Annotated in this window: 19 protein-coding genes; 9 read left to right on the forward strand and 10 right to left on the reverse strand. The window is 50.2% G+C overall.

Going from position 1 to position 23,429, the window contains the following annotated elements; translation table 11 throughout:
* Positions 1–87: 87 nt before the first annotated feature.
* The 4 genes from BZJ19_RS01850 to glpD all read left to right on the forward strand — a co-directional run bounded on the left by BZJ19_RS01850 (position 88) and on the right by glpD (position 5,422).
* Complete coding sequence (locus tag BZJ19_RS01850; protein WP_077674421.1) at positions 88–810, forward strand: riboflavin synthase subunit alpha; 723 nt, start codon at positions 88–90, stop codon at positions 808–810.
* A gap of 293 nt (positions 811–1,103) precedes the next feature.
* Positions 1,104–1,982: an MIP/aquaporin family protein gene (locus BZJ19_RS01855; protein WP_077482021.1), complete on the forward strand. Its 879-nt coding sequence runs from the start codon at positions 1,104–1,106 to the stop codon at positions 1,980–1,982.
* A gap of 65 nt (positions 1,983–2,047) precedes the next feature.
* Positions 2,048–3,568: a glycerol kinase GlpK gene (glpK, locus tag BZJ19_RS01860; RefSeq protein ID WP_077674422.1), complete on the forward strand. Its 1,521-nt coding sequence runs from the start codon at positions 2,048–2,050 to the stop codon at positions 3,566–3,568.
* Positions 3,569–3,880: 312 nt separating this feature from the next.
* Positions 3,881–5,422, forward strand: a complete 1,542-nt coding sequence (gene glpD, locus BZJ19_RS01865; RefSeq protein ID WP_077674423.1) for a glycerol-3-phosphate dehydrogenase — start codon at positions 3,881–3,883, stop codon at positions 5,420–5,422.
* Positions 5,423–5,520: 98 nt separating this feature from the next.
* Here glpD and BZJ19_RS01870 read toward each other — a convergent pair whose 3' ends face one another.
* The 3 genes from BZJ19_RS01870 to BZJ19_RS01880 form a co-directional block, all read right to left on the reverse strand.
* On the reverse strand, positions 5,521–6,381 hold the full coding sequence (locus BZJ19_RS01870) for an EamA family transporter (RefSeq protein ID WP_069587493.1): 861 nt from the start codon (positions 6,379–6,381) through the stop codon (positions 5,521–5,523).
* Positions 6,382–6,476: 95 nt separating this feature from the next.
* Positions 6,477–6,758: a sll1863 family stress response protein gene (locus BZJ19_RS01875; protein WP_069587494.1), complete on the reverse strand. Its 282-nt coding sequence runs from the start codon at positions 6,756–6,758 to the stop codon at positions 6,477–6,479.
* Between the two features lie 51 nt (positions 6,759–6,809).
* Positions 6,810–7,385, reverse strand: coding sequence for a BON domain-containing protein (locus BZJ19_RS01880; RefSeq protein WP_077674424.1), 576 nt, complete (start codon positions 7,383–7,385; stop codon positions 6,810–6,812).
* Positions 7,386–7,624: 239 nt separating this feature from the next.
* Here BZJ19_RS01880 and BZJ19_RS01885 point away from each other — a divergent pair, with 239 nt between their 5' ends.
* A complete protein-coding gene (locus BZJ19_RS01885; RefSeq protein ID WP_077674425.1) occupies positions 7,625–9,007 on the forward strand; it encodes a sigma-54 interaction domain-containing protein in 1,383 nt (460 codons plus the stop codon).
* Here the strand turns inward: BZJ19_RS01885 and BZJ19_RS01890 are convergent.
* Positions 8,950–10,590, reverse strand: a complete 1,641-nt coding sequence (locus BZJ19_RS01890) for a diacylglycerol kinase family protein (RefSeq protein ID WP_157891149.1) — start codon at positions 10,588–10,590, stop codon at positions 8,950–8,952. The genes BZJ19_RS01885 and BZJ19_RS01890 overlap by 58 nt on opposite strands.
* Before the next feature lie 152 nt (positions 10,591–10,742).
* A complete protein-coding gene (gene trhO / locus BZJ19_RS01895) occupies positions 10,743–11,723 on the reverse strand; it encodes an oxygen-dependent tRNA uridine(34) hydroxylase TrhO (RefSeq protein WP_077674427.1) in 981 nt (326 codons plus the stop codon).
* A gap of 411 nt (positions 11,724–12,134) precedes the next feature.
* On the opposite strand from trhO, the gene BZJ19_RS01900 reads away from it, so the two are divergent.
* A complete protein-coding gene (locus BZJ19_RS01900) occupies positions 12,135–13,517 on the forward strand; it encodes an alanine/glycine:cation symporter family protein (RefSeq protein WP_201249163.1) in 1,383 nt (460 codons plus the stop codon).
* Positions 13,518–13,605: 88 nt separating this feature from the next.
* Here BZJ19_RS01900 and BZJ19_RS01905 read toward each other — a convergent pair whose 3' ends face one another.
* The 4 genes from BZJ19_RS01905 to BZJ19_RS01920 form a co-directional block, all read right to left on the reverse strand.
* On the reverse strand, positions 13,606–14,601 hold the full coding sequence (locus BZJ19_RS01905; RefSeq protein ID WP_069587499.1) for a chemotaxis protein: 996 nt from the start codon (positions 14,599–14,601) through the stop codon (positions 13,606–13,608).
* 227 nt (positions 14,602–14,828) lie between these two features.
* Complete coding sequence (locus BZJ19_RS01910) at positions 14,829–16,085, reverse strand: NAD(P)/FAD-dependent oxidoreductase (RefSeq protein ID WP_069587500.1); 1,257 nt, start codon at positions 16,083–16,085, stop codon at positions 14,829–14,831.
* Positions 16,082–17,461: an FAD/NAD(P)-dependent oxidoreductase gene (locus BZJ19_RS01915; protein WP_077674428.1), complete on the reverse strand. Its 1,380-nt coding sequence runs from the start codon at positions 17,459–17,461 to the stop codon at positions 16,082–16,084. Before BZJ19_RS01915 ends, BZJ19_RS01910 begins: the two co-directional genes overlap by 4 nt.
* Complete coding sequence (locus tag BZJ19_RS01920) at positions 17,454–17,795, reverse strand: (2Fe-2S)-binding protein (RefSeq protein ID WP_077454934.1); 342 nt, start codon at positions 17,793–17,795, stop codon at positions 17,454–17,456. The genes BZJ19_RS01915 and BZJ19_RS01920 overlap by 8 nt, the downstream gene beginning before the upstream one ends.
* Positions 17,796–18,132: 337 nt before the next feature.
* Here BZJ19_RS01920 and BZJ19_RS01925 point away from each other — a divergent pair, with 337 nt between their 5' ends.
* From BZJ19_RS01925 to BZJ19_RS01935, 3 genes are all read left to right on the forward strand, one after another.
* Entirely contained in the window at positions 18,133–19,569 is a 1,437-nt protein-coding gene (locus tag BZJ19_RS01925; RefSeq protein WP_077674429.1) for a coniferyl aldehyde dehydrogenase, read from the forward strand.
* Positions 19,570–19,718: 149 nt separating this feature from the next.
* A complete protein-coding gene (locus BZJ19_RS01930; RefSeq protein ID WP_069587504.1) occupies positions 19,719–20,222 on the forward strand; it encodes a hypothetical protein in 504 nt (167 codons plus the stop codon).
* A 377-nt stretch (positions 20,223–20,599) separates the two neighbouring features.
* Positions 20,600–22,183, forward strand: a complete 1,584-nt coding sequence (locus BZJ19_RS01935; RefSeq protein ID WP_077674430.1) for a S8 family peptidase — start codon at positions 20,600–20,602, stop codon at positions 22,181–22,183.
* 86 nt (positions 22,184–22,269) lie between these two features.
* Here BZJ19_RS01935 and rihA read toward each other — a convergent pair whose 3' ends face one another.
* Positions 22,270–23,205, reverse strand: coding sequence for a pyrimidine-specific ribonucleoside hydrolase RihA (rihA, locus tag BZJ19_RS01940; RefSeq protein ID WP_077674431.1), 936 nt, complete (start codon positions 23,203–23,205; stop codon positions 22,270–22,272).
* Between the last annotated feature and the right edge of the window lie 224 nt (positions 23,206–23,429).

Genomic DNA, 23,429 nt, shown 5'->3' on the forward strand with positions numbered 1-23,429 from the left:
TAATGATAGTGATTATCACTTATTGAGTGAGTGGCGAATACAGCGACTTCGCAGTATGATGAGCCAAAATTAACGATAGGAACGGCTATGTTTACTGGGATTATTCAAGCGGTCGCGACCATTGAGCGCTGCCGCGATCAGGGTGGATTACGAACTCTGGATATCCGCTTCCCCGCTGGATTTTGCGAGGGGCTTGAAATTGGTGCCAGCATCGCTATCGATGGTGTGTGTTTAACGGTTACTGAGCAGCTTGATGAAACCTTGGTACGGTTTGATGTGATGTTGCAAAGCCTTGCCGTCACCACATTAAAAGCGGTAGACGTGGGCGACACGGTGAATGCTGAACGCGCGGCCAAAGAAGGGGCAGAAGTGGGTGGGCACCCGCTATCTGGCCATATTGATTTCAATACTACCGTTCTAGACGTTCAACAGATTGACGATAACTATCGCATTCGCGTCTCTGTACCTCACGAATGGATGAAGTACATCTTCCCGAAAGGCTACATTGCGCTCAACGGGGCCAGTTTGACGGTATCTGACGTCAATAAAAACGAAGCTTGGTTCGAGGTGTGGTTGATCCCAGAGACGCGCAGAATGACAACCTTCGAGGCCAAACAGGCGGGGACAGCGATCAATGTTGAAATCGAACGCGGCACGCAAGTGGTGGTTGATACCGTGCGAGATGCCATTGACGAAAAGATGGGCGCGTTGATGCCTTTGTTTGAGCGATTTTTAGCCTCGCACAACGCCGATATCGATGCGATTGGCCATGCGGCCCAGCAAGCCTTGTCCAAGCCGGACGACCAATAAACCATGGTGTTTTCAGCACCGTGAGTAGGAGAGCCTCGGCTCTCCTTTTCTTTTGATGAGATGTTGACCGATTTTACGTGGCGTTAACGTCATCCACTCCTCCGATCTGCTCAAATTGTGCGCGAACCTGCTCAAATGATGATGTGCTTAACAAAAATGTCAGCAACAATTCATCGATATATGCTCGAACGCTCATTTTTGTTGTTATTTTGTTTTCGAGATGATGAGAGTATGCAAAATGTCAGTGTGGTTTTGAACGTGTAACCCTACTAACAGTGACAAGGATAATCATCATGAACAGAAAAGCGTCGACTTTATTAGGAGAGTGCGTCGCCGAGTTTATCGGCACGGGCTTGCTCATCTTCTTTGGTGTGGGCTGTGTCGCCGCCCTGGTACTGACAGGCGCCGACTTCGGCCAATGGGAAATCAGTATTGTGTGGGGCTTCGGGGTGGCGATTGCCATTTACTGTACCGCGGGGGTGTCGGGCGCGCACATCAACCCGGCTGTCACCATTGCACTGGCTGCTTTTCACGGCTTTGAAAAAAGCAAGGTCGTGCCTTATATCGTTTCACAAATGCTCGGTGCCTTTGCCTCGGCGGCACTGGTCTATAGCCTTTATAGCAACCTCTTTGTCGAGTATGAACTGGCCAATAACATTGTACGCAGTAGCCCTGAAGCGCTAGCCACCGCCGGGATTTTTTCAACCTATGCACATCCTGCCATTTCCTTTATGGGCGCGATGGCCGTCGAATTTGTGATTACCGCCGTGTTGATGTTCGGCATCTTGGCGTTAGGTGATGAAAACAACGGTGCAGCGCGTGGGCCAATGAACCCATTGCTGATTGGTATCCTGATTGCGGTTATTGGTGGTTCACTGGGTCCATTGACCGGATTTGCCATGAACCCCGCGCGTGATTTCGGTCCGAAATTTTTTGCTTACCTAGCTGGATGGGATTACGCCCTAACTGGTGCGCGTGATATTCCTTACTTTATTGTTCCCATCGTTGCGCCAATCCTAGGTGCTTGCTTCGGTGGCTGGTTGTATCCAAAAGCGATCGCGCCTTATCTACCTCAAGCGGGTCACGGCTGCACGATTCCAAATCAGTGTGAAGACGATGAAGAAGCACTGGTGCAGGCGAAAGAAACTGACGCACGTGAAGTGAATGCATAAACAATACGGATGGCGCCGATTGGCGCCAAACCGACTAAAATAACAGAGAACAAAAGGATCATATTATGTCTGAGCAAAAGTACATCGTCGCCCTTGATCAAGGCACCACCAGCTCTCGTGCTGTAGTGATGGATCATGATGCGAACATTGTCGGTGTCTCTCAGCGCGAGTTTACCCAAATTTACCCGCAAGCAGGTTGGGTTGAGCACGACCCAATGGAGATCTACGCGACGCAAAGTTCAACGCTGATTGAAGTCTTAGGTAAGACCGGGATCCGCAGTGATGAAATCGCCGGTATCGGTATTACTAACCAGCGTGAGACCACGGTGGTATGGAATAAGGAAACGGGCAAGCCTATCTATAACGCCATCGTTTGGCAGTGTCGTCGTACCGCTGAGATCTGCGAAGAGTTGCGTGGTCGTGGGCTTGAGTCCTATATCCGTGATAATACGGGGTTGGTGCTTGACCCTTACTTCTCTGGTACCAAGGTGAAGTGGATCTTGGACAACGTTGAAGGAGCCCGTGAAGACGCTGAAGCCGGTAAGTTGCTGTTTGGTACTGTTGATACCTGGCTGGTCTGGAAGATGACGCAAGGCCGTGTTCATGTTACTGACTATACCAACGCCTCTCGAACCATGTTGTTTAACATCAACGACATGTGTTGGGACCAAAAAATGTTGGATGAACTGGGTATCCCCGCATCAATGATGCCAGAAGTACGCCGCTCTTCCGAAGTGTACGGTCAAACCAACATCGGGGGTAAAGGCGGTACGCGGATCCCGATTGCAGGTATTGCAGGTGACCAACAAGCGGCCTTGTTTGGTCAGATGTGCGTTGAGGCTGGCCAAGCGAAAAACACCTACGGGACGGGCTGTTTCTTGCTGATGAATACTGGTCAAGAAAAAGTCACTTCCAATCACGGCTTGCTGACGACGGTTGCATGTGGTCCACAAGGCGAACCTGCTTATGCGTTAGAAGGGGCGGTGTTTATGGGCGGTGCCTCGATTCAGTGGCTCCGTGATGAGCTAAAAGTGTTAGAAGACGCTCATGACTCTGAATACTTCGCGACCAAAGTCGATACGTCAAACGGTGTCTATGTTGTGCCTGCCTTCACCGGTCTTGGCGCGCCATACTGGGACGCGTATGCCCGAGGGACTATCGTTGGCTTAACACGTGGTGTTAACTCTAACCATATTATCCGAGCTACCTTGGAAAGTATTGCTTATCAAACACGTGATGTGTTGGATGCGATGCAAGCAGATTCGGGTATCAAGCTTGCAGCACTGCGCGTTGATGGCGGTGCGGTGGCGAATGACTTCCTGATGCAATTCCAAGCCGATGTCTTGGATACCGAAGTGCATCGCCCTGAAGTGACTGAAGTCACCGCACTGGGTGCCGCTTATCTTGCCGGTATGGCTGTAGGCTTCTGGGACGGCTTGGGCGAGCTAAAAGACAAAGCGAAACTGAATCGAAGCTTTGAGCCTCATCAAGACGAAGAAAAACGTAACCGTCGCTACCGTGGTTGGAAACGCGCGGTGAAATGTGCGCAAGCTTGGGCGTCGCTGCACAACGAAGACGAAGATTAATCCTCGTTACCTCTCCTCAAGGGCGCGTATTCGCGCCCTTTTTTTATCATTCCAGACGCTATTCTCATGCATGCCTTAACGTCTACAAAAACAGACTGATATAGACAACCTTCCCGTCAAAATGCGTTCGACGCTACGTAATAGGCCGGTATTTAGTTTACATATCATTCAGGTTGTTAACTATTGTTCTACATTAGTCACAGACGATAGGTTTTTTTCGAACATTTTTAGTGACCGAAAACGAAAGTTGATATACAGTTAAACCCATAAATAAATGTTCGTTCGCTCAAAAAGGAACAAGGTCGACTAACAATGACTACGCCAACTACTCATAACGAAACTTTACTCGATATTCTGGTCGTCGGAGGAGGCATCAATGGTGCGGGTATCGCAGCCGATGCAGCAGGCCGTGGTCTGAACGTCGGCCTGTACGACGCAAAAGATTTTGCGTCAGCGACGTCTTCTGCAAGCTCTAAGCTAATCCACGGTGGTTTGCGCTATCTAGAGCACTACGAGTTCCGCCTTGTGTCTGAAGCCTTGGCCGAACGCGAAGTCTTGATCAACAAAGCGCCGCACATTGCTTTCCCAATGCGCTTTCGTTTGCCGCACCGCTCCTATTTACGTCCCGCGTGGATGATTCGTTGTGGTCTGTTTCTCTATGACCATCTTGGTAAACGCTCTACGTTGCCCAGCAGCCATAAAGTAAATCTGGCCAAAACTGGGTATATGAAAGACGAAATGAAGATTGGTTTCGAATACTCGGATGCATGGGTGGATGATGCACGCCTGACATTACTGAATGCGCAATACACCCGTGAGAAAGGCGGCGAAGTCCGTAACTATTGCCAAGTGGTCGCGGCAGAGCGTGAGAATACGATTTGGCGTGTCACCTTAGAAGATACCCACACGGGAGAGCGATTCGAGCGCAAAGCGAAAGCCTTGGTGAATGCGACAGGCCCGTGGGTTAAGCAGTTTTATGATGATAGCCTGCACGAGAAATCACCTCGTGGTATTCGTATGATCAAAGGGTCACACATTGTGGTGCCACGCATTCATCAAGACCCACAGGCGTACATCTTGCAGAACAACGATGGTCGCATTGTGTTTGTGATCCCTTATCTGGATAAATTCTCTCTGATTGGTACCACGGATGTGGAGCACAAAGCCGATCCGCGTGCGGCGAAAATTGATGATGCCGAAGTGGATTACTTGGTCGATGTGGTTAACCAGCACTTTACCAAACAGTTATCTCGAGACGATGTCGTTTGGAGCTATAGTGGTGTGCGTCCATTGTGTGATGATGAGTCTGATTCGCCACAGGCGATCACACGGGATTACACCATTGAATTGGAGCAACAGGGCAATCAAGCGCCGCTCGTATCGATTTTCGGTGGTAAACTCACCACTTACCGGAAGTTGGCAGAGTCAGCCATGCGCAAACTGGCGCCTTTCTTTGATAAGATGGGTCAGCCTTGGACCGCAAATGGTGCGCTACCGGGCGGCGACTTTAGCTGCACACGCGAACAGTTAGCAGCATCGTTTATGCAGCGTTATCCTTGGTTAGCGCAAGTGACGGCACAACGTTTTGCAGATACCTATGGCACACGTACACACCAAATGCTCGCTGGGTGTCAAAGCGAAGCTGACATGGGCCATCAATTCGCAGACGGTGTGTATCAGGCTGAGCTCAACTATCTGATTAAGTACGAATTTGTGCAGCACGCCGAAGATGCACTGTGGCGTCGAACTAAACTCGGCTTATATCTCTCCGAAGCGCAACAAGCCGCGATTGCGGATTATATTGAGCAACAGCGAGGCAGTGTGCGTACCGTGCCGCTCAGTGAAGCGAGCTAACACGGCTGGATTGCAACAAGACTCGAACTAAGATGAAAAAGGTGCCATGGCGGCACCTTTTTTAGTTTAAGCACCTGTCTGTCGGCTTGCCTATTTGTTTAATGGGTGCGTGAGCGTCTTGCCGATAATGTGCTGCCGAGTGAAGCGGTGATCACCATACCAATGGCGAGCCACTGACGAAGCGCAAGCTGTTCGTCGAGCACCAACAAGCCCGCCATCGCTGCCACTGCAGGCTCTAAACTCATCATGACACTAAAGGTTTGCTTGGGCATATTGCGAAGGGCAATCATCTCTAACGAATAAGGGATGGCGCTAGAGATCAACGCGACAGCAATCCCTAAAGGCAATAAATGCCATTGCAAAATGGCGCCATCGGTCGCGATATAACCGGCTGGTACCAGATATAAAGCGGCAATACTCATGCCCAGTGCCACTGTGCCACCACCGGGTGCAAGGTTGCCTGCTTTTTGGCCAAAAAGGATGTAGCCTGCCCAGCAGCCACCCGCAGCAAGCGCGTAGGCGACGCCAATCGGATCAAGCGCATCCACACCAGAAAGATCGGGTAAGAGGGTGATGACCCCGCCCACCGCTAAAATAACCCATAGACTATCACGCGCCCGTCGAATGGACAGCAACGCCACGAGCAACGGGCCGGTAAATTCAAGTGCTACCGCAATGCCAAGCGGGATCCGTTCGATGGCTAGATAGAGCAGTAACATCATGCCGCCAAGACAACTGCCGTAGACGATGATGGCTCGCCAATGTCGGCCTCGCGGCCATTGGCGCCAAGGCCGAAAGACGAGGCAGAGCAGCAATGCCGAAAAGCCGACACGTAATGCTGATGTACCTACCGGACCCACTAGAGGAAATAGCTGTTTGGCAAACGAAGCGCCAAATTGAATGGCACACATTGCGCCAAATACGCTTAAAATCGCTATGAACAGTGCGGGAGCCTGCATGATTGTTCCTCCTTGCCCTCAACAAGGCTCACCTTAACATAGCGACATAAAAAAGCCGCCCCCGAGGAGCGGCGTTTATTGCTTTCATGGCAGAGTTAGAATTTCTGCTTGGCAGAGTCATAGGCACTTTTTAGCGAGCCGAGAGCTTGCTCTGCCCCTTGTTTTATTTCATCCCATGCCTCATCGCTTGCATCTTGCAATTCATCGATGCGCGTTTTCGCTTGTGCTTTGCGGGCGCGTAAATGCTCTATGGTTTCGCGATATTCCGCTTTTGCATGCGCGGAGGCAACATCCGCTTTTGCTTCAAGTTTATCAATTTCTTGGTTCCAGCTATGTAAGCGTTCATGGAACTTATCAATCATCTCTTGGCGGCGCATAATCCCTCCTCGGTTAAGTCAGTGGCATTTGATGACGTTTACCGTCATTGCTTATGCATTTCCGGTTATCTCAAGATTATCGACCACACGTTCCACGTCTTGTGCGTTTTCCGCCATTAATACGGCTAAATCGCGGGCCGCATCGCTTTTTACCTTGCCAGAGAGTGTGGCAACGCCATCATCAACAGACACTTCGATGTTGGTGCCGCTGATGTCTGGGTCGAGTAGCAAGCTTGTCTTCAGTGACGCCGCAATTTTGGTATCGACGACAGTCTGACCGAGATCGGCGGCTTGGCTTGCTTGTTGCGAGACAGTGAGTTCGTTTTTAACCCCGGACACGCCGTCTATTTTTTCGACCAATCCACTGGCCAAGCTTTTATCCAGTTCAGTATCCACTTGACCTGTGAGTATCACCACACCTTGCTCTACATCTGTGTCGATATCGAAATTATTGAGGTTTGTGTTTACCAACAGCATGGTTTCAGCTTTACCGTCAATCCAAGCGTCTTTGGCTTGATCTTGCCATTGATTGTTGCTGCTTGCATGCGCGCTGGTGGCACCCAGTGCAAGTGCAAACCCCATTGCGACAAATAAAGGATGAAATCGACCTTGCGGAGTCGTCTTCATTGAACCCTCCTTATTTGATGAATTTGAGCAACCTCGTGGTGTTGCTGAAAGAGTCTACTGCGAAGGCCATGCCAACATTTCAATTAACTGAAAAATAAATAGTTTTTGTTTTTTCTTGCTGAGAGCTAAGTCAAGTGATCTGTAATTTTTACATATGAATCTGTAAAAATGACTTTCATTGTTGAGAGAGCCGTCCGCCTATGGCACGGTAACGAAACACCCATCAAGGAGGCTCGGTGATGTCTCGGATTTCTGTCGCTCTTTTGTTAAGCGAGCAAGATATAAACTGGATGACCGACTTACTGCGTCAGGCAGATATCGACACGACACGAGTTACGGACGTGAAGCAGGGACTTCGGGCGTGGCGAGCCGCGCCTGCGGATCTGGTAGTGTGTGATCTTGATGAATTGGGAGACGATGCGGAGCTTATCTGGCAACGGATGGAACAATCGCCTGACACAGAGTGGCTTTTACTCAGCCGTGGCGACCCGCATCCCGACTGGAATGCCAAGGCGCAACAATGTGTCGCGACGGTTTTTCGGCGGCCCGTGGATCCCGAGTTGATTCAGGCGTTCATCGATGACACGCTGATGCAGCAAGGACAATCTTGTCGAGCGAGTAAACCGATATTGACGAGTCAAGCGAACCAGTTCGGATACTTGCTTGGCAGTTCATCGCCCATGCGGCATTTGTATCGAGTCTTAAAACGGCTGGGTCCAACCGGTGCTAACGTATTGATTGTTGGCGAGAGTGGGGTGGGTAAAGAGCATGTTGCGAAAACCTTACATCGATTAGGTTGTGACCCTAACGCCCCCTTTATGGCGATTAACTGCGGGGCACTGAGCCCTGAGTTGATAGAGAGCGAGTTGTTTGGTCATGTGAAAGGCGCATTTACAGGGGCACACCAAGATCACGCGGGTATTTTTCATCAAGCGGAAGGCGGCACCGTCTTTCTTGATGAAATCACCGAAATGCCACAAGCGCTGCAGGTAAAGTTGCTACGTGTGTTGGAGTCCGGAGAATATCGCCCAGTGGGCTCGACACATAATCAACGCGCCAATGTTCGTCTTGTCGCGGCGACTAACCGCGACCCACAACAAGCAATCGCATCCTCACGATTGCGTGAAGATATCTACTATCGCTTAGCCCAGTTTGTGGTCAATGTGCCACCCCTTCGGGAGAGAGAAGGGGACATTGAGGCACTGACGACCCATTTTTTGGCCGAACTCAATCATCAATTTCACACCCAGAAGGGGATCGACCCTCAAGCGATAAAACGCTTAAATGCCCACCGTTGGCCCGGCAATGTTCGCGAACTCAAACATGCGATTGAGCACGGCTATTTGCTTTGTGCTGAGACGATTTTGCCCGATGACTTACCGCAAGCGGTGAGCATGCCTACCAATACACCGACGGCGATGATGTTACCCGAATCGCTTACGTTAGACGCGCTAGAGCGCTTAGCCATTACCCAAACCTTGGCCCGTTGTGATGGCAATAAAACGCGCACGGCTGAAGTGCTTGGTATTAGCCCTAAAACGCTATACAACAAACTGAATCAGTATCAATCAGTCTCTTCGTCCTCAACAGCGGGAGAAAGGATCGATAGTGATCGTGGCTGAATACGAATGTCGAGCTTACGGTCGCGATAAATTTCCCCATCGATGACATAGTCGGTGGTATGCGGAAAGCGCACGGCGACATGGGTCGCCTGTTGGTGATGTGTGAAGCGACCGACGGGTGTATCGAGTAAGCTGGTAAGGGCGAGCTCAGCGAGAGAGAGAACTGTTCCAGTCTTGGTTGCCGATGGGGTCAACCAAGTGACGTCGAGCTTGCCATCCGCGTGATTCGGTTGACCACGGCCTTGGGCAAGCAAGGTTGTCATTGGGGCGGCATTGGCAATAACCATGCTGGTGGTTTCAATGGTTTGAGAGGGCTGCTTATCGATACGAATCGATAAGGTCATTTTGGCATTTTGATTTGCCGCACCCAGTAACCCTTGCAAATAGGCCCATTGCCCACTTTGGTTTTTTTGTTCACGCGCCGCATAGCGGATCATTTGCTGCTCAAAGCCAACACCTACAACCAATAACGCGACACGGCCATTGCAACGTGCGGTGTCGATGCGATGAGGGGTGCCATCGAGAATCACCTCACAAGCGGCATCAATGCTGAGAAATTTTGATTTGATCCCCCAAAGTGCATGACAAAGCGCATTGGCGGTGCCAAGGGGCAGTACCCCGAGCGGCGTGTCGGTATTAATCAGCGCACGCGCTACCGCATTGACTGTGCCATCCCCGCCTGCGGCAATCACGACATCGGCATGGTGTGCCACGGCGCGACACGCAAGTTGATAGGTACGTCGATTGTGGCGAGTATGATGGACCACCACGCGATAGCCTTCGCCTAAATAGTCTTGAATATACCGTTTGTGCTTTTGCCACTTACCACCACCCGCTGCTGGGTTGGCGATAATCCAAGCAATGGGTCGATCAAGTCTTAATGCGCCGTCTTGCTGGAAGCGTGATAGTGCCCGAAATTGGCGCCGATTAAGCTGAGCTTTGGGACGTATTGAACGAATGCTGTTTAGCACGCTGTTGAGGTTTTTGTCCGGTTCTAGGGCCCATAAATATGCCGCAGCCACCATCACAGAGCGACCACGGCCTAACGCACAGTGCACCACCACGGTCTCGCCACGCATGCGTTGCTGATGGATCCACTGCAACGCTCGCATCAGTTGGCTACGGGAAGGATACGCATGGTCGAGGACAGGCACCGAGAGGTAACTGATTTCACGGGTCTCGCTAAAACTGTTTAAGCTCTCGAATTCAGCGGTAACGTCCAAAATGCCGCCAATGCCTTGAGTTTGAATGTAGTCTAGATCGTGACGAGTCAGCCGAGCACCAACATAAAGGCCGGATGCAATTTTTTGAATAGCAGGTTCGGTATCACGATGACGTGCCCAGCGATTATAAAGGTGCGTGCAAACGAAAAATGGCGCAAATACCCCATGGATGAGGGTTGGGAGTTGGCCGGTGTATCGCTTGCGGAAAAGGCGCGGCTGATTACGCCAGTATGCAAGACTCACTGCAATAAAGGCGATGCCACTCCAAAGCAGCAGTACATCGAGAGCAAGCCAAGGTGTCCAAACTGTGACTAAAATGAGCGCAGCGCCGATGAGCGCGTAGAGTGGGCCAACGATCACATGTTCTCCTTGCAGGCCATCCGTGTGCGTATCAGTATGATTCGCCTAGGTATCGTCAATGACGACTATAGCCTAGCAGGAGAGGAGATAGAAACGAAAACGGCACGCTATCATTGCGTGCCGTGTAAAGTCTCGTATCAGTTATGGACTGATTAAGCGTCTTTCTTTTGTGCTTGTTTCTTTTGCTTTTTCATCGCACGCCGCGCTTCGATAATGTGTTTCGCTTCGCCTCCGACGTGTTGCTCTCCGCGCTCGCGAGCCAGTTGCACTTGACGTTCGCGCTCACGAAAACGCGCTTTCTGCTCCTCGGTATGCTTGTCATGACACTTTGGACAGGATACGCCTTGCTCGTAGTGCTCGCTTTCCATATCGGCTTTAGTAATGGGTAGGCGGCATGCATTACACATCGCGTACGATCCTTTCTCGAGCGAATGATTTACCGCCACGCGGCCATCAAACACATAGCACTCGCCATTCCAAAGGCTATTACTCTCAGGCACTTCTTCGAGGTATTTTAGGATCCCTCCTTCCAAGTGATAGACCTCGTCAAAGCCTTTTTCCTTCAAAAAGGCCGTTGATTTTTCGCAGCGAATGCCACCGGTACAGAACATGGCGACTTTTTTATGCTTGCTTGGATCGAGGTGCTTTTCTACATACTCGGGAAAATCACGAAAGCTTTCGGTATGAGGGTTAACTGCACGCTCAAAGGTCCCGATTTCAATTTCGTAGTCGTTCCGTGTATCAATGACCAGCACCTCAGGATCGCTAATCAGATCGTTCCATTCCGTCGGCTTCACGTAGGTGCCGACTGTATGGCGAGGATCAATCCCCTCAACACCCATGGTGACGATTTCTTTTTTCAGCTTTACCTTGGTGCGGTTAAAAGGTTGGCTGTCTTCAAAGGACTCTTTGTAGCCAATGTCCGCAAGGCGAGCATCGTTTTTAAACCAAGCAAACAGGGCATCAATTCCTTCACGGCGGGCGGCGACGGTGCCGTTAATCCCTTCTTTCGCGAGCAGTAGCGTGCCGCGCACTTGGTTTTTTTCCATCACCTCTTGCAGCGGGGCGCGGAGGTCTTGGTAGTCATCAAGGGTGACGAACTTATATAGCGCACAAATAACGTAGGCGGACATGTTGTTTCCTCTTGCTGGCTGGAGCGTAAATCCAGTGCATGGGTTGTGGGTTTAAAAGACGCGCGAAGTATAGCGAATGGCACTGGGGCTAAACACCGGCGAAAAGTAAGGTTAAACGTTTTGTGCCCGTGTTGTTTTGGATAGGTGCGGGTCGGTTTATTTATTTGTGTTCAAATCAAAGTGCTGCGGTAATTATTCATCTTAGTGCATTATTAATGCGACAAAAGTCACATATAGACTGGGTTTTGGTCGCGATATAGCGGATTTCGCCGTAGCTTGGATGGGTTTTTAGTCACGCCAGTAAGAATTTATTGCTTTATGGTCTAATTATTTTGCTGGTTGGCGTGCATCGACTAGGCCGGAGTCTAGAGAGCAAAGTAATTAGCCAAGCATCAAGAAAGGATGCGAGACATGATTGAAGAATGGATTAATGCCTTTGTAGGCTTTATTTGGGGAAAGCCGATGCTGATCTTACTGGTTGGTGGCGGATTGTTTTTCACTCTGTACGGAAAGCTCACACCTTTTCGTTACATGGCGCACAGCGTTAAGCTATTAACCGGTAAAGTGGATGATGGCAGCGGTCATGGTGATTTATCTCATCGCAAAGCCTTAGCGGCAGCACTGTCCGGTACGTTAGGTCTTGGCAATATCGCGGGCGTCGCACTGGCGCTGAGTGCGGGTGGACCGGGGGCGGTTTTTTGGATGTGGCTCACCGCGTTACTGGGGGTATCGACCAAGTTCTACACCTGCACACTGGGAGTCATGTACCGTCACAAAGACGCCAAGGGAAATGTACACGGTGGCCCCATGTATACGGTTCAGCATGGGTTAGGCCCGAAGTTTAAATGGTTGGCGGTGATGTTTGCCATTGCGGGTCTGATGGGATTTGTGCCGTCATTTCAGATCAACCAACTTGGTGCTGTGGTGCAAACTCAACTGTTTCCGGGGGTCGCTTGGTTAAAGAGCAGTGCCTTCTCGTGGGGAATGGGCATTGTTCTCGCGGTGTTTGTCGGCATGGTGATTTGGGGTGGCCTTAAGCGTGTCGCTGACGTCGCTGGGGCTTTGGTGCCTTTGATGGCGGGAAGCTATATGATCATGGCGCTAGCCGCGTTGGCGCTTAATGCGGAACGAGTGCCCGGTGTGTTCCAGTCTATATTTGCCAGTGCATTTTCACCGGATGCGATGTTTGGTGGAGTACTGAGTGTGATTATTATCGGTGTGAGTCGTGGTGCCTTTTCTAATGAGGCAGGGATTGGCACTGAAGTCATGGCACACAGTGCGGCGAAAACCAATGAGCCCGTGCGTGAAGGTTTGGTGGCGAGCTTGGGTCCTATCATCGATACCTTAATTGTTTGTAGCTGTACCGCCTTAGTCATTCTCGTCACTGGTGTGCTCGATCAAGCTGAGGGCATGCAAGGCGTGAGTTTGACCATGGCGGCTTTCAAAACGGCGTTTGGTGCACCAGGCGCGTGGTTGCTAGCGGCACAAGTGCTTATCCTCTCTTTTACCACCGTCTTTACCTTCTGGTATTACGGTTATAAGTGCTTTGTGTATTTGTTCGGTGAAAAAGCCGGCCAGTACTACAAGTATCTGTATCTCTCACTGGTCGTGCTGGGGGCTGTGGTGTCGCTAGATGTGGTGTTCTTGTTCTTGATCGGAGCTTACGGATTGATGGCGGTGCCGACCATGGTCTCTGGCCTATTGTTGGCGCCGAAGGTAAACCAAGCCGCAAAGGCCTATTTCAGTGGCCGACGCTATCAGTCGCATAGCGGTTCACAAGCCACTAACCTTTGAATTAAGTGAATAATCAAAAGGCTGCCTAGACGGCAGCCTTTTTTATTACGGTGAGAGCCACAGGCGTGGTAGGCGAGCACTAGCGTTATCAATCGTCGAGTGGGGCACCAAAGATATACTTGTCTGCTAGTCCGACCATGCGACCAATTTCTGGCTTGGTAATGGTGTCATTGGCACCAAGCTGTAAGGCTTTAGCGCGGTTGTCTTCACTCATGATGGAGGAGAACATTACGATGGGCATGGTTTTGTAGGTGTCATTATCGCGTAAGCGCTTGACCAAGTGCATACCATCCATGCGTGGCATCTCGACATCTGAGATAATGGCATCCACAAATTCAGTGATCGCCACACCTTCTTCTTTCGCGATTTTCTCAAACTCCATCAGCTTCTCAAAGGCTTCGCCACCGTCTTTCGCAGACAAAATATTGTAGCCCGCTGAACGTAGCGTATTTTCGATCAGGCTGCGGATAAAGGCAGAGTCATCAACCACCAATACGGTTTTTGCTTCTCGCTTTTTCGCACTGGTTTCGGAAATATTGACGCTGCGGTCTTGGGTTACATCATATTTCTCCATGCTCAACTCTGGGTTGATGTCGGCGATGATTTTTTCAAAGTCGAGAATCATGATGAGGTTGTTGTTTTTACGAACCACCGCGACCACACAGTCTTGTTCACCGGCTTCAAGGAATTGACTGGGTGACTCTACCGCTTCCCATGAGATACGGTGAATGCGACTAATACTGTCGATCAAAAACCCGTTCGTCATGTTGTTAAAGTCGGTGACAATCACAAACTTATTGTCTTTCTCAGGGCGGGTTGGCACCCCTAGCCACCCTGCAAGATCAATCAAGGGAGTGAGTTTTTCACGAGAAGAAAACACGCCAATCATATGAGGCTGTGCATTGGGGTAATCGGTTGTTTCAGGCACTTGAATGACTTCACGGACTTTGGCGACGTTGATGCCGTAGTAACAGGTTTTAGTACTGCCGTCCGGAAGTTGTTTCATAAGGTGGAACTCGATGATCTCGAGCTCGTTAGTGCCACTTTCCGTCAGTATTGCGTTCTTTGATGGCTCGTCGTTCATGCCTACCACATTTCCTATCGATAACAGCGAAGATTGCTGACAAACACAGCGATAAAACCAGTATAAGCCTGTGATCAATAAAGCGACAATATTTGCCAAATAATCGAACGGCGTTCTGTGGTCTATCACGCTAAATTCGTCTTGGAAATCAGCGGTAAGTTACAGCTTAGTAACAAAAAAAGCCTGCACTGAGGCAGGCTTTAGTGGTTGGGACCATGTAATTGGAATTAAGGTAACGCGACTTCAAGATGATAGTTACCGATCATTTTTCCTTGGTCATTCAAGAAGCGCGTGTAGGAGAAGGGTTCAAGATCAATGGTCGTTGGTAGACCACGTACCACTTCATTCATCACCTTTCCGGTGATGGCAGAGGTCAACATACCGGTACGGAAATGCCCACATGCATTGAGGTAACCGTCAATACCCGGCACTGCACCAAGAATTGGCAGTTCATCCGGTGAGCCCGGACGCAAGCCTGCCCAGCAGCGCTTGATATTCATCTTTTTCAGCTCGGGGATAGACTTCATGGCGCCTTGTGCCAGCTGCTTGATGTACTTGATGTCTGTGGTGGTATCAAAACCACGCTCTTCGGTGGTTGAGCCAATCAAGACTTCGCCGTTATCTTTTTGAGCGATGTAACAATCACTGGTGGTTAAACAACCATTTAAAAGCTTCGGTAGCTTCTCAGAGACGATCACTTGGCCTTTGACTGGGAAGACAGGCATTGGCATGCCCGTTGCCCACAAGCTGAGTTTTTCCGCCCATGCGCCACCCGCGTTGATCATGGTGCCACAACCTAGCTTGCCGTTTTCTGTTTCAACCGCGACAACCCGGTTACCTTGTCTCACCACACCCGTAACTTTGGTATTGAGATATAGCTCGACACCGTTTTGCCGTGCTGCTTCCAAATAGGCCTCGTTGAGGCGATAGGGGTTGATTTGGTGATCCCCCTCAAACTCCATCGCACCAATTGCCGCGCGCGACACGTTAGGCTCTTGTGCGTGAAGGTCTTCTTGAGACACCCAGCGGACATGCTCTTGGCGATCAGGTATGGCGGCCGCAATGTGCTCGGCATAGAGTTTGTCGTACTTATCAAACATGACAAACTTCAGACCGGTACGCTCAAACTTAAAGTCCACACCGTGATGCGTCATCAGGTCATCATACAATGCCGGATAGAGCTGGTTAGACAGCATCGCCATATCGAAGAACGGCTTGGGCATAATGTGCGGTTTGATCTCTGGTGATCCACCTTCGCCGCTTTCTTGCATCTGCTTAGAAAGGGTTTTAAACAGGATAACGCCGCAACCAAGGCCGGTTGACTCGCCCATCGCCCATAGGCCACCGGCTGACGCACGTGAGGCGTTTCCGGGGTATTTATAGTCCACAACGGCGATGGATAAGTCGCGCTCGCGGCTTAAATGATAAGCCACCGATGCGCCGATCACGCCGCCGCCACAAATTACGATGTCGTACTGTTTCATGCGTCATCCTCCAACGCAGCAAAAGGAATAGGGTCGAGTGGGAATCGAGGGCGAATCAAAGGCTGAGGCGACGTCGTGCTCTCATTGAGTCGGTCGTAGCAATAGTGCGCACAAGTTTTTCCTTGGCAGTCACCCATGGTGACGCGGGTACGCATTTTCAACGTAATCACATCCTTGACGCCTTGATTGATGGCGTTATCAATGTCCGCCTTTTTCACTTGTTCGCAGCGACAGATCACTGTGTCTTTTTCCGGCAAACTGAGCAGGCCTGGGCGACGATAGCCTGCCGTATCAAAGCCTTTACGGAAACGGTAGCTCTTTTCGAGCTGATGACGCAGAGCCTTAAACTCATTATCAAGATTCGGCATTGAAATATTGCGTGCCTTCAGTGCTGAATATGCCGCAATCTTTCCTTCCAACATGGCGGCTTCTGCGCCGGCAAATTTTACGGTATCACCTGCGCAGTAAACATTGTCGACACTGGCTCGTTGCCACTCGTCCACCACGGGGATCGCCCCGCTCATATGATCGTACTGCATATCTAGTCCCATTAGTTGCGCAAGCTGAGAGCGTGCCGCGAAGCCGTAACCCACACCAAGTACATCAGCATTTATGGTTTCGGCACGGCTAACATCTGGGTGCCAATCTTTACTGTAGGGGGCAACCGTGACGTGCTCGACTTGGGGGTCACCCGAGGCTTTAACTACGCCCCAACCGTAATGCATCGGGATATGGTGGCGTTTGAGATACATCATCATGGACAGACCATCTAGCGCGAGCTGTGGACGGTTAAGGAGGGCGAGCGTTTCACGTGCCAAGTCTTTGAATGGCGCCGCTTCATAGATACCCGCGATATCACAACCGGCTTTGTGAAGCTGACAAGCGACCAAGACAAGCAAAGGCCCTGTGCCGGTGATCACGCAGCGGTGACCGGGACGGACCAAGCCGCTTTTTATTTGAAGTTGGATACCACCCAGAAGCATCACCCCAGGCATATCCCAGCCGGGAAAGGGAATGCTGCGCTCTTGGCAACCGGTGGCGAGGATCAATTGCTCATAGTCAATCGTTGATAGCGTGTCTTCATGGGCAGTGAGGAGGTGTTGATCCGCCATTGGCCCCAGTACCCGCGTCAAACTACGTAGGTCAATCAAATCCTGATGCTGGCGATATTGTTCGCGCAGGGACTGTGACGTGGCTTTCCATTTATCATCCAAATGAGGCAGCGCGTCAGTATCTCGCCATGGACCGCGGTAGACGACGCCACCGGGTTTGGGCGCTTCATCAAGAATAATACTCGCGACCTTGTGCTTGGCCAGTGTGACCGCGGCAGACAAGCCGGCAGGTCCAGCACCAACAATAACAACAGGTTTAGACATGGGTTTCTCCTTGCTCGACGGTACTGCTTTCAAGATCCTTATTTTCAACCACAATGTTGGCTTCAGTGCGGACATCCATATCCGGCTGAACGGCGACTTGGCACGCACGTTGTTTATGGCGGCCGTTTATTTCCAGCGTGCAGCAATGACACACGCCCATGCCGCAATAGGCACTGGCTAATCGGCCATAATCATTTTTAGATAGCGCACGGATATTGCTCGCAAGCAAGGTGCTTAGCACGCTTTCTCCAGCGATGGCTGGAACCGTCTCGCCATTGACACGGATCGAGAAGGTTTTGCCAACTGCATCGGTAATGTCTTGGGATCGTTTCATCGTTTTAATTTGCTCATTGGTATGTTGTCGGGACAGTGATGACACCCATTACACCTGTTTAAGTGAAGGGACCTTATTGTCTTATTTGTTAGGCGAGGCGTATGTTATAGCCGAGTCGTGAAATGCGTGTTACTTTTTGTTGCGTTTTCGTTATTCCTCACAAAAATTAAGGAAAAATAAAAACTATTGTGATCATTATCATGATATCGATCTGTTTTATTGAGTGATGTGAAAGTGAACACTCGATGTGGGGGGAGTACGTGCTATTGCGTGAAAGGATTGGTTATGTCATCAATGAGTGATGAGGATCAGTAACGGTGATAATCAGGAGACGAGAATGACGGAGTCAGGATCTGAATGGTTGGAAGATGTAAGAAGGATGCGCGAGACGTTCGACGCGCAGAAAGCGCAAGCCTCTCAAACACCATTTTTAGATTATCCTTATCGGCGAGATGCGCTACTGCGCTTGCGTCAGACCATCAAGAAAAAGTCACCTGCGTTACAACAAGCCTTGAGTGATGATTACGGTTATCGAGCCCCCGTTGATACTGAAATAGCCGACATTCTTCCTTTACTGCACCAAATTGATTACACCCGCCGTCGATTAAAACGATGGATGAAGCCGCAAAAGCGGCGTACTGGGATAACTCTGCTGGGAACGCAATTAGTGGTGCATCAACAACCCAAAGGTGTAGTTGGGATTATCGTGCCTTGGAATTTCCCAATTATGCTAGCAGTCAGCCCCCTTATTTGCGCGGTGGCGGCCGGCAATCGGGTAATGCTTAAGCTTTCGGAGTTCACGCCTAACACCAATCGAGTATTACGCGCCTTAATCGCTGAGGTTTTTAGCCCAACTGAAGTGGCTGTGATTGAGGGGGAAGTTGAAGTATCACGCCGCTTTACTGAGTTAGAGTTCGACCATCTCTTTTTTACCGGCTCAACCCAGGTTGGACGGCAAGTCATGCTGTCTGCAGCCGATAATTTGACACCAGTGACCCTCGAATTGGGAGGCAAGTCACCGGTGATTATTGATGATCAGATTGACATGGATGTGGCTGTGTCGCGGCTCATTTACGGGAAGTGTTTAAACGCTGGGCAGATTTGTGTTGCCCCCGATTATGTGCTTTGTCCTGAACATCGCCAAGAGGCCTTTATCCACGCCTATCAACACGCGTTTCGAGCCCTCTATCCTGACTTTGAAACCAACCCGGATTACAGCCAGATTATTAACCAAACTCAAGCGACACGGTTAGAAGAAACACTCCAAGATGCCCTTGATAGGGGCGCGCGTCGCTGGTGTGCACTCGACCAACAAGCCGTGCCGACCGCTGAAAACCAGCGCTGGCCGACCCAGTTGTTGACCCAAGTCACCGATGATATGCGGGTGATGCAAGAAGAGATTTTTGGCCCGCTTCTGCCTGTGGTTACCTATCAAGATTTCTCTGAGGCGTTGAGTTATATTCAGGCGCGTCCACGACCGCTCGCGTTGTATTTGATGAGCAATGACGCGAAGAAACGCACGCAAGTCACCACACAGCTTCACGCCGGCGGTATGGGTATTAATGAAACTTTGTTTCATGTCGCTGCCGAAGATGCGCCTTTTGGCGGGATTGGCGACTCCGGCATGGGGCATTACCACGGAGTCGAGGGCTTTTATACCTTTAGTCACAGTAAGACCGTACTCACTCGCAATAAATGGGACACCAGCTTTTTGGTTAAACCTCCTTACAACCGTTGGTATAAACGCTTAATGCGCTGGTGGCTGATGCGGTAAGTCTGCAAATTTGCACGATAAGGCGTTGCGATATGAGTGCTTTCCCCAGTTACTGAACGCATCACTAAACTTTTCCGAGAAATTGATCTATATCTTTGGTTGTTACATAACTGTTAAGAGTGGTGCGAAGCAACCAAAGGAGCGACACAATGGCGTTTTCAGTACAACCCGATTCTATGTTGCCAGATATTGGCGATCATGAGCGCGCGATGGTTGAGCAAGAGGTAAAGCTCGCAGTGACCGATGTCAACGGACAATCGTTGGGATATTTGGCGATGGTGCCAGATGCGCAGCGCTTTCTGACTCTGACTCAAGATACCAACGAGGCCTTAAGCTTTATCAAGACGCCTTGCAGTGTTAACGCTGGTTATTATCAGTGGTCGTTTTTTTATGATGACGTCGAGTATGGTCTGGATTGTTTAATTGATCCGGACCGAAACAAGTGTCGACTTTACGCCAATGATCACGCCGCCGCTGCACCATCATGGAAGTTGGGCTATGACAAGGAACTGGGTCCTCTCATGATGGCAGCTCCTATCTCTGCAATTGGTCCCGGTACACGTGTTGCGGTGACATCCGAAGACGCGAGCGTACCCAATGTCCTTGTGGGCGCGCTCGAAGGCGGCGTATTAATTCATGAAGAACCAAACTAACCCTATCTAAATCAATTTGTTAACTTTTTCTGCGCCAGCGCTATGTCGCTGGCTTTTTTGTTGGATCAATGCTCACTCTCTGTATACAAGATTGAATCAAGTTTCATCTCATTTGTGCAACATGTCAAAAATAACAGATCCCAAATGTCTATTCATTGAGACATTTAGATCTGTGTCGAGCACGCGAATTCGCATTGTAAACAAAAGGTTAAATAAGTTGTAAATAACAATGTAGTCAATAATGCTGATGGATTGCACAAATAAAGCAAATCTCACTACAGAAAAAATGCTTTTTGATGCATAACTTTATAAGCGTGCTTGTTGTTTTTTGTAGGCAATTATAACTTTCTACGTTTAACCATTGTAAGGAATACAATATGTTAAAGCATGTTCTTAGCTGCTGTATCGCATCTGCACTCGTGACTGCTTCGCCCTCTGTGCTCGCAAAACAAGAGGAAAGTAAACAAGCGATTTCTCAGCAGCAAACGCTAGCACCATTAGTGGTTGCATCAGACAAGCAGGGTATTGAGGACCAATACATTGTGGTGTTTAAGCAACCAATGACACTCAGTGATGACCCACAAGCGTTAAAAACCTTCACACAGCAAACGGTTTCCAGCATGGTCAACCAACACGCAGTTAAGGTTGAGAAAGTGTTTGATCGCTCGCTGAGTGGTTTCGTGGCTAAATTAACACCAGAGCAATTGCGTGCGCTACGCATGGATTCACAAGTTGATTTTATCGAACAAGACAAAACGATTTCCTTGGACCCGGTAATCACCCCAAACGCGAACCAGAGCAACCCAGTTTGGGGGTTGGATCGCATTGACCAACGCAACCTGCCTTTGGATAACAATTACAGTACCAACTTTGATGGCACAGGTGTGACCGCGTATGTAATTGACACTGGCGTGACAACGTCACATGTTGAGTTTGGCGGTCGTGCTCGCTCTGGCTATGATTTTGTTGATAACGACAATGACGCCTCAGACTGTAACGGTCATGGTACCCATGTGGCCGGTACTATCGGGGGTAGCCAATATGGTGTTGCCAAAAATGTCGACATCGTTGGGGTGAGAGTTCTTAGTTGTAGCGGCTCAGGTTCAACGTCTGGGGTGATTGGCGGTGTTGACTGGGTGGCTGCCAATGCCAGTGGACCGTCAGTAGCAAATATGAGCTTGGGTGGCGGTGTATCGACCGCACTGGATAGAGCGGTTGCCAGTGCCGTGCAATCGGGTGTGAGCTTTATGTTGGCAGCAGGGAATTCCAATGCCGACGCCTGTAACAGCTCACCGGCCCGTGAGCCAAGCGGTGTCACCGTGGGCTCTACCACCAGCAGCGATAGCCGCTCAAGCTTCTCAAACTGGGGAAGCTGTGTCGATGTGTTTGCGCCGGGCTCTCAAATCAAGTCAGCATGGTATGACGGTGGTTATCGCACCATCAGCGGTACCTCGATGGCGACCCCTCATGTTGCGGGTGTGGCGGCTTTATATTTGCAAGAAAACAGCAACCTATCTCCTGCACAAGTAGCAAGCTTGATTAGTAACCGTGCCAGTGTAGGTAAGATTAGTGACACGCGCGGAACGGTTAACAAATTGCTCTATAGCCAAGCTGACAGTAGCTGTGAGCCGGATTGTGGTCCAACGCCGGATCCTAAAGATGAGCTTAAAAATGGTCAGCCGGTCACGGGCATCTCTGGTGGGCAAGGTGCGCAACGCTTTTTCTACGTGGATGTAGAAGCCGGTCAGCGCCTTAGCGTGAATATCAGCGGAGGGTCGGGTGATGCAGACTTATATGTTCGCTATGGCGCCAAACCTACGCTATCGAGCTGGGACTGTCGTCCATACAACTATGGCAACAGTGAAGTGTGCACTGTGCAGAGCACCCAGAAGGGTCGTTATCATGTCATGCTAAATGGTTATACCGCCTTTAGCGGTGTGAGCGTTACGGCACGATATTAGTAGCCGGTGCGCGCGGTTGGCGCGACCATGATGACTTATACCGAATAGACAGCGCGGCGATTGCCGCGCTTTTTTATGAGCGCCTATTAGCTGTATTGGGTTAGACAATCACACAGTAACGAGATAAAGCCTTCACGGTTGACCTTCATCGCCACATCAGCGTTAGCGGCATGACCGGTCACTCGATAGCGATCAACCACAGTCATTCCAGTGGTGAGTTTGCCTTGTGTTTCTATATCCACCCATACGGATTCACAATCGAACAACTCAGGCTTGATAAGCCAAGCAATCGTACAAGGATCGTGGAGGGGAGAGCCGTCGAGTTGCCACTTGGGATCGCGGTGATAACGCATAAAGAATTCCAGCCACCCCGCGACGGTCTGTGCCACGGGGTTATCAATGGCGCGGATAGTGGCAACGTCGGCATCTTTGACCAAGGCTTGATGGGTCACATCCAAGCCAAACATGGTGATAGGGATCCCTGAATGAAACACACGGTGAGCGGCTTCAGGGTCAACATAAATATTAAACTCGGCAGCAGGGGTCCAATTCCCCAATGTGGCCCCTCCACCCATGAGAACGATACGCTTGATGCGATTGGCGAGGTGGGGATAAGTCGCAAGCAGCAGCGCGACATTGGTTAGCGGACCGGTGGCGACGACGGTTATCGGCTGATGGCTAGCTTCTAACACGCGAGCCATCACACTGATGGCATTATCGGGTTGAGCGTCCATCGCGGGTGCAGGAAGTTCAGGGCCATCAAGCCCTGACTCACCGTGGACATTATTCGCCACCACAAGGTCGCGCAGCAGGGGCTTATGGGCTCCCCCTGCGAAAGGAATGTCGTGGCGATTTAATAAGGTGAGGATCCGTCTGGCGTTATATAGCGTCTTATCCAGCGTTTGATTGCCAGCACAGGTGGTAATGGCCTTAATCGCGAGCTGATCGAGTGCACAAGCCATCACCAGCGCGATAGCATCATCGTGTCCCGGATCGCAATCAATAATAATAGGTTCACCCATTGCACACTCCTTTTTATTGTGTGTTTGGTTGTGGCGTTGCGCGGACTGGCGTTGGTTGCGATTGTGCTGATTAGGACCAGCCGCTCATTTCGTTATTTAGTCACGCTACGTGTGATTTGGAGTGGTGACTGTGAGCCAGCTCGTCCTATTGAGGATGGATGGGTGAGCTTTGTAACAGATGAAAAAGATATCATCAAAAAACGTGATGCTTAACATAACAATAT

Source organism: Salinivibrio proteolyticus (assembly GCF_001996165.1).
GTDB classification, from domain to species: domain Bacteria; phylum Pseudomonadota; class Gammaproteobacteria; order Enterobacterales; family Vibrionaceae; genus Salinivibrio; species Salinivibrio proteolyticus.

Bases quoted from the DNA above. Each gene is read 5' to 3' on its own strand.
- trhO (WP_077674427.1), bottom strand. From the start codon at position 11,723: ATGTCCGCCTACGTTATTTGTGCGCTATATAAGTTCGTCACCCTTGAT.
- BZJ19_RS01935 (WP_077674430.1), top strand. From the start codon at position 20,600: ATGTTAAAGCATGTTCTTAGCTGCTGTATCGCATCTGCACTCGTGACT.
- BZJ19_RS01855 (WP_077482021.1), top strand. From the start codon at position 1,104: ATGAACAGAAAAGCGTCGACTTTATTAGGAGAGTGCGTCGCCGAGTTT.
- BZJ19_RS01850 (WP_077674421.1), top strand. From the start codon at position 88: ATGTTTACTGGGATTATTCAAGCGGTCGCGACCATTGAGCGCTGCCGC.
- glpK (WP_077674422.1), top strand. From the start codon at position 2,048: ATGTCTGAGCAAAAGTACATCGTCGCCCTTGATCAAGGCACCACCAGC.
- BZJ19_RS01910 (WP_069587500.1), bottom strand. From the start codon at position 16,085: ATGAAACAGTACGACATCGTAATTTGTGGCGGCGGCGTGATCGGCGCA.
- BZJ19_RS01920 (WP_077454934.1), bottom strand. From the start codon at position 17,795: ATGAAACGATCCCAAGACATTACCGATGCAGTTGGCAAAACCTTCTCG.
- rihA (WP_077674431.1), bottom strand. From the start codon at position 23,205: ATGGGTGAACCTATTATTATTGATTGCGATCCGGGACACGATGATGCT.
- BZJ19_RS01885 (WP_077674425.1), top strand. From the start codon at position 7,625: ATGTCTCGGATTTCTGTCGCTCTTTTGTTAAGCGAGCAAGATATAAAC.
- BZJ19_RS01900 (WP_201249163.1), top strand. From the start codon at position 12,135: ATGATTGAAGAATGGATTAATGCCTTTGTAGGCTTTATTTGGGGAAAG.
- BZJ19_RS01930 (WP_069587504.1), top strand. From the start codon at position 19,719: ATGGCGTTTTCAGTACAACCCGATTCTATGTTGCCAGATATTGGCGAT.
- BZJ19_RS01880 (WP_077674424.1), bottom strand. From the start codon at position 7,385: ATGAAGACGACTCCGCAAGGTCGATTTCATCCTTTATTTGTCGCAATG.
- glpD (WP_077674423.1), top strand. From the start codon at position 3,881: ATGACTACGCCAACTACTCATAACGAAACTTTACTCGATATTCTGGTC.
- BZJ19_RS01925 (WP_077674429.1), top strand. From the start codon at position 18,133: ATGACGGAGTCAGGATCTGAATGGTTGGAAGATGTAAGAAGGATGCGC.
- BZJ19_RS01870 (WP_069587493.1), bottom strand. From the start codon at position 6,381: ATGCAGGCTCCCGCACTGTTCATAGCGATTTTAAGCGTATTTGGCGCA.
- BZJ19_RS01875 (WP_069587494.1), bottom strand. From the start codon at position 6,758: ATGCGCCGCCAAGAGATGATTGATAAGTTCCATGAACGCTTACATAGC.
- BZJ19_RS01915 (WP_077674428.1), bottom strand. From the start codon at position 17,461: ATGTCTAAACCTGTTGTTATTGTTGGTGCTGGACCTGCCGGCTTGTCT.
- BZJ19_RS01905 (WP_069587499.1), bottom strand. From the start codon at position 14,601: ATGAACGACGAGCCATCAAAGAACGCAATACTGACGGAAAGTGGCACT.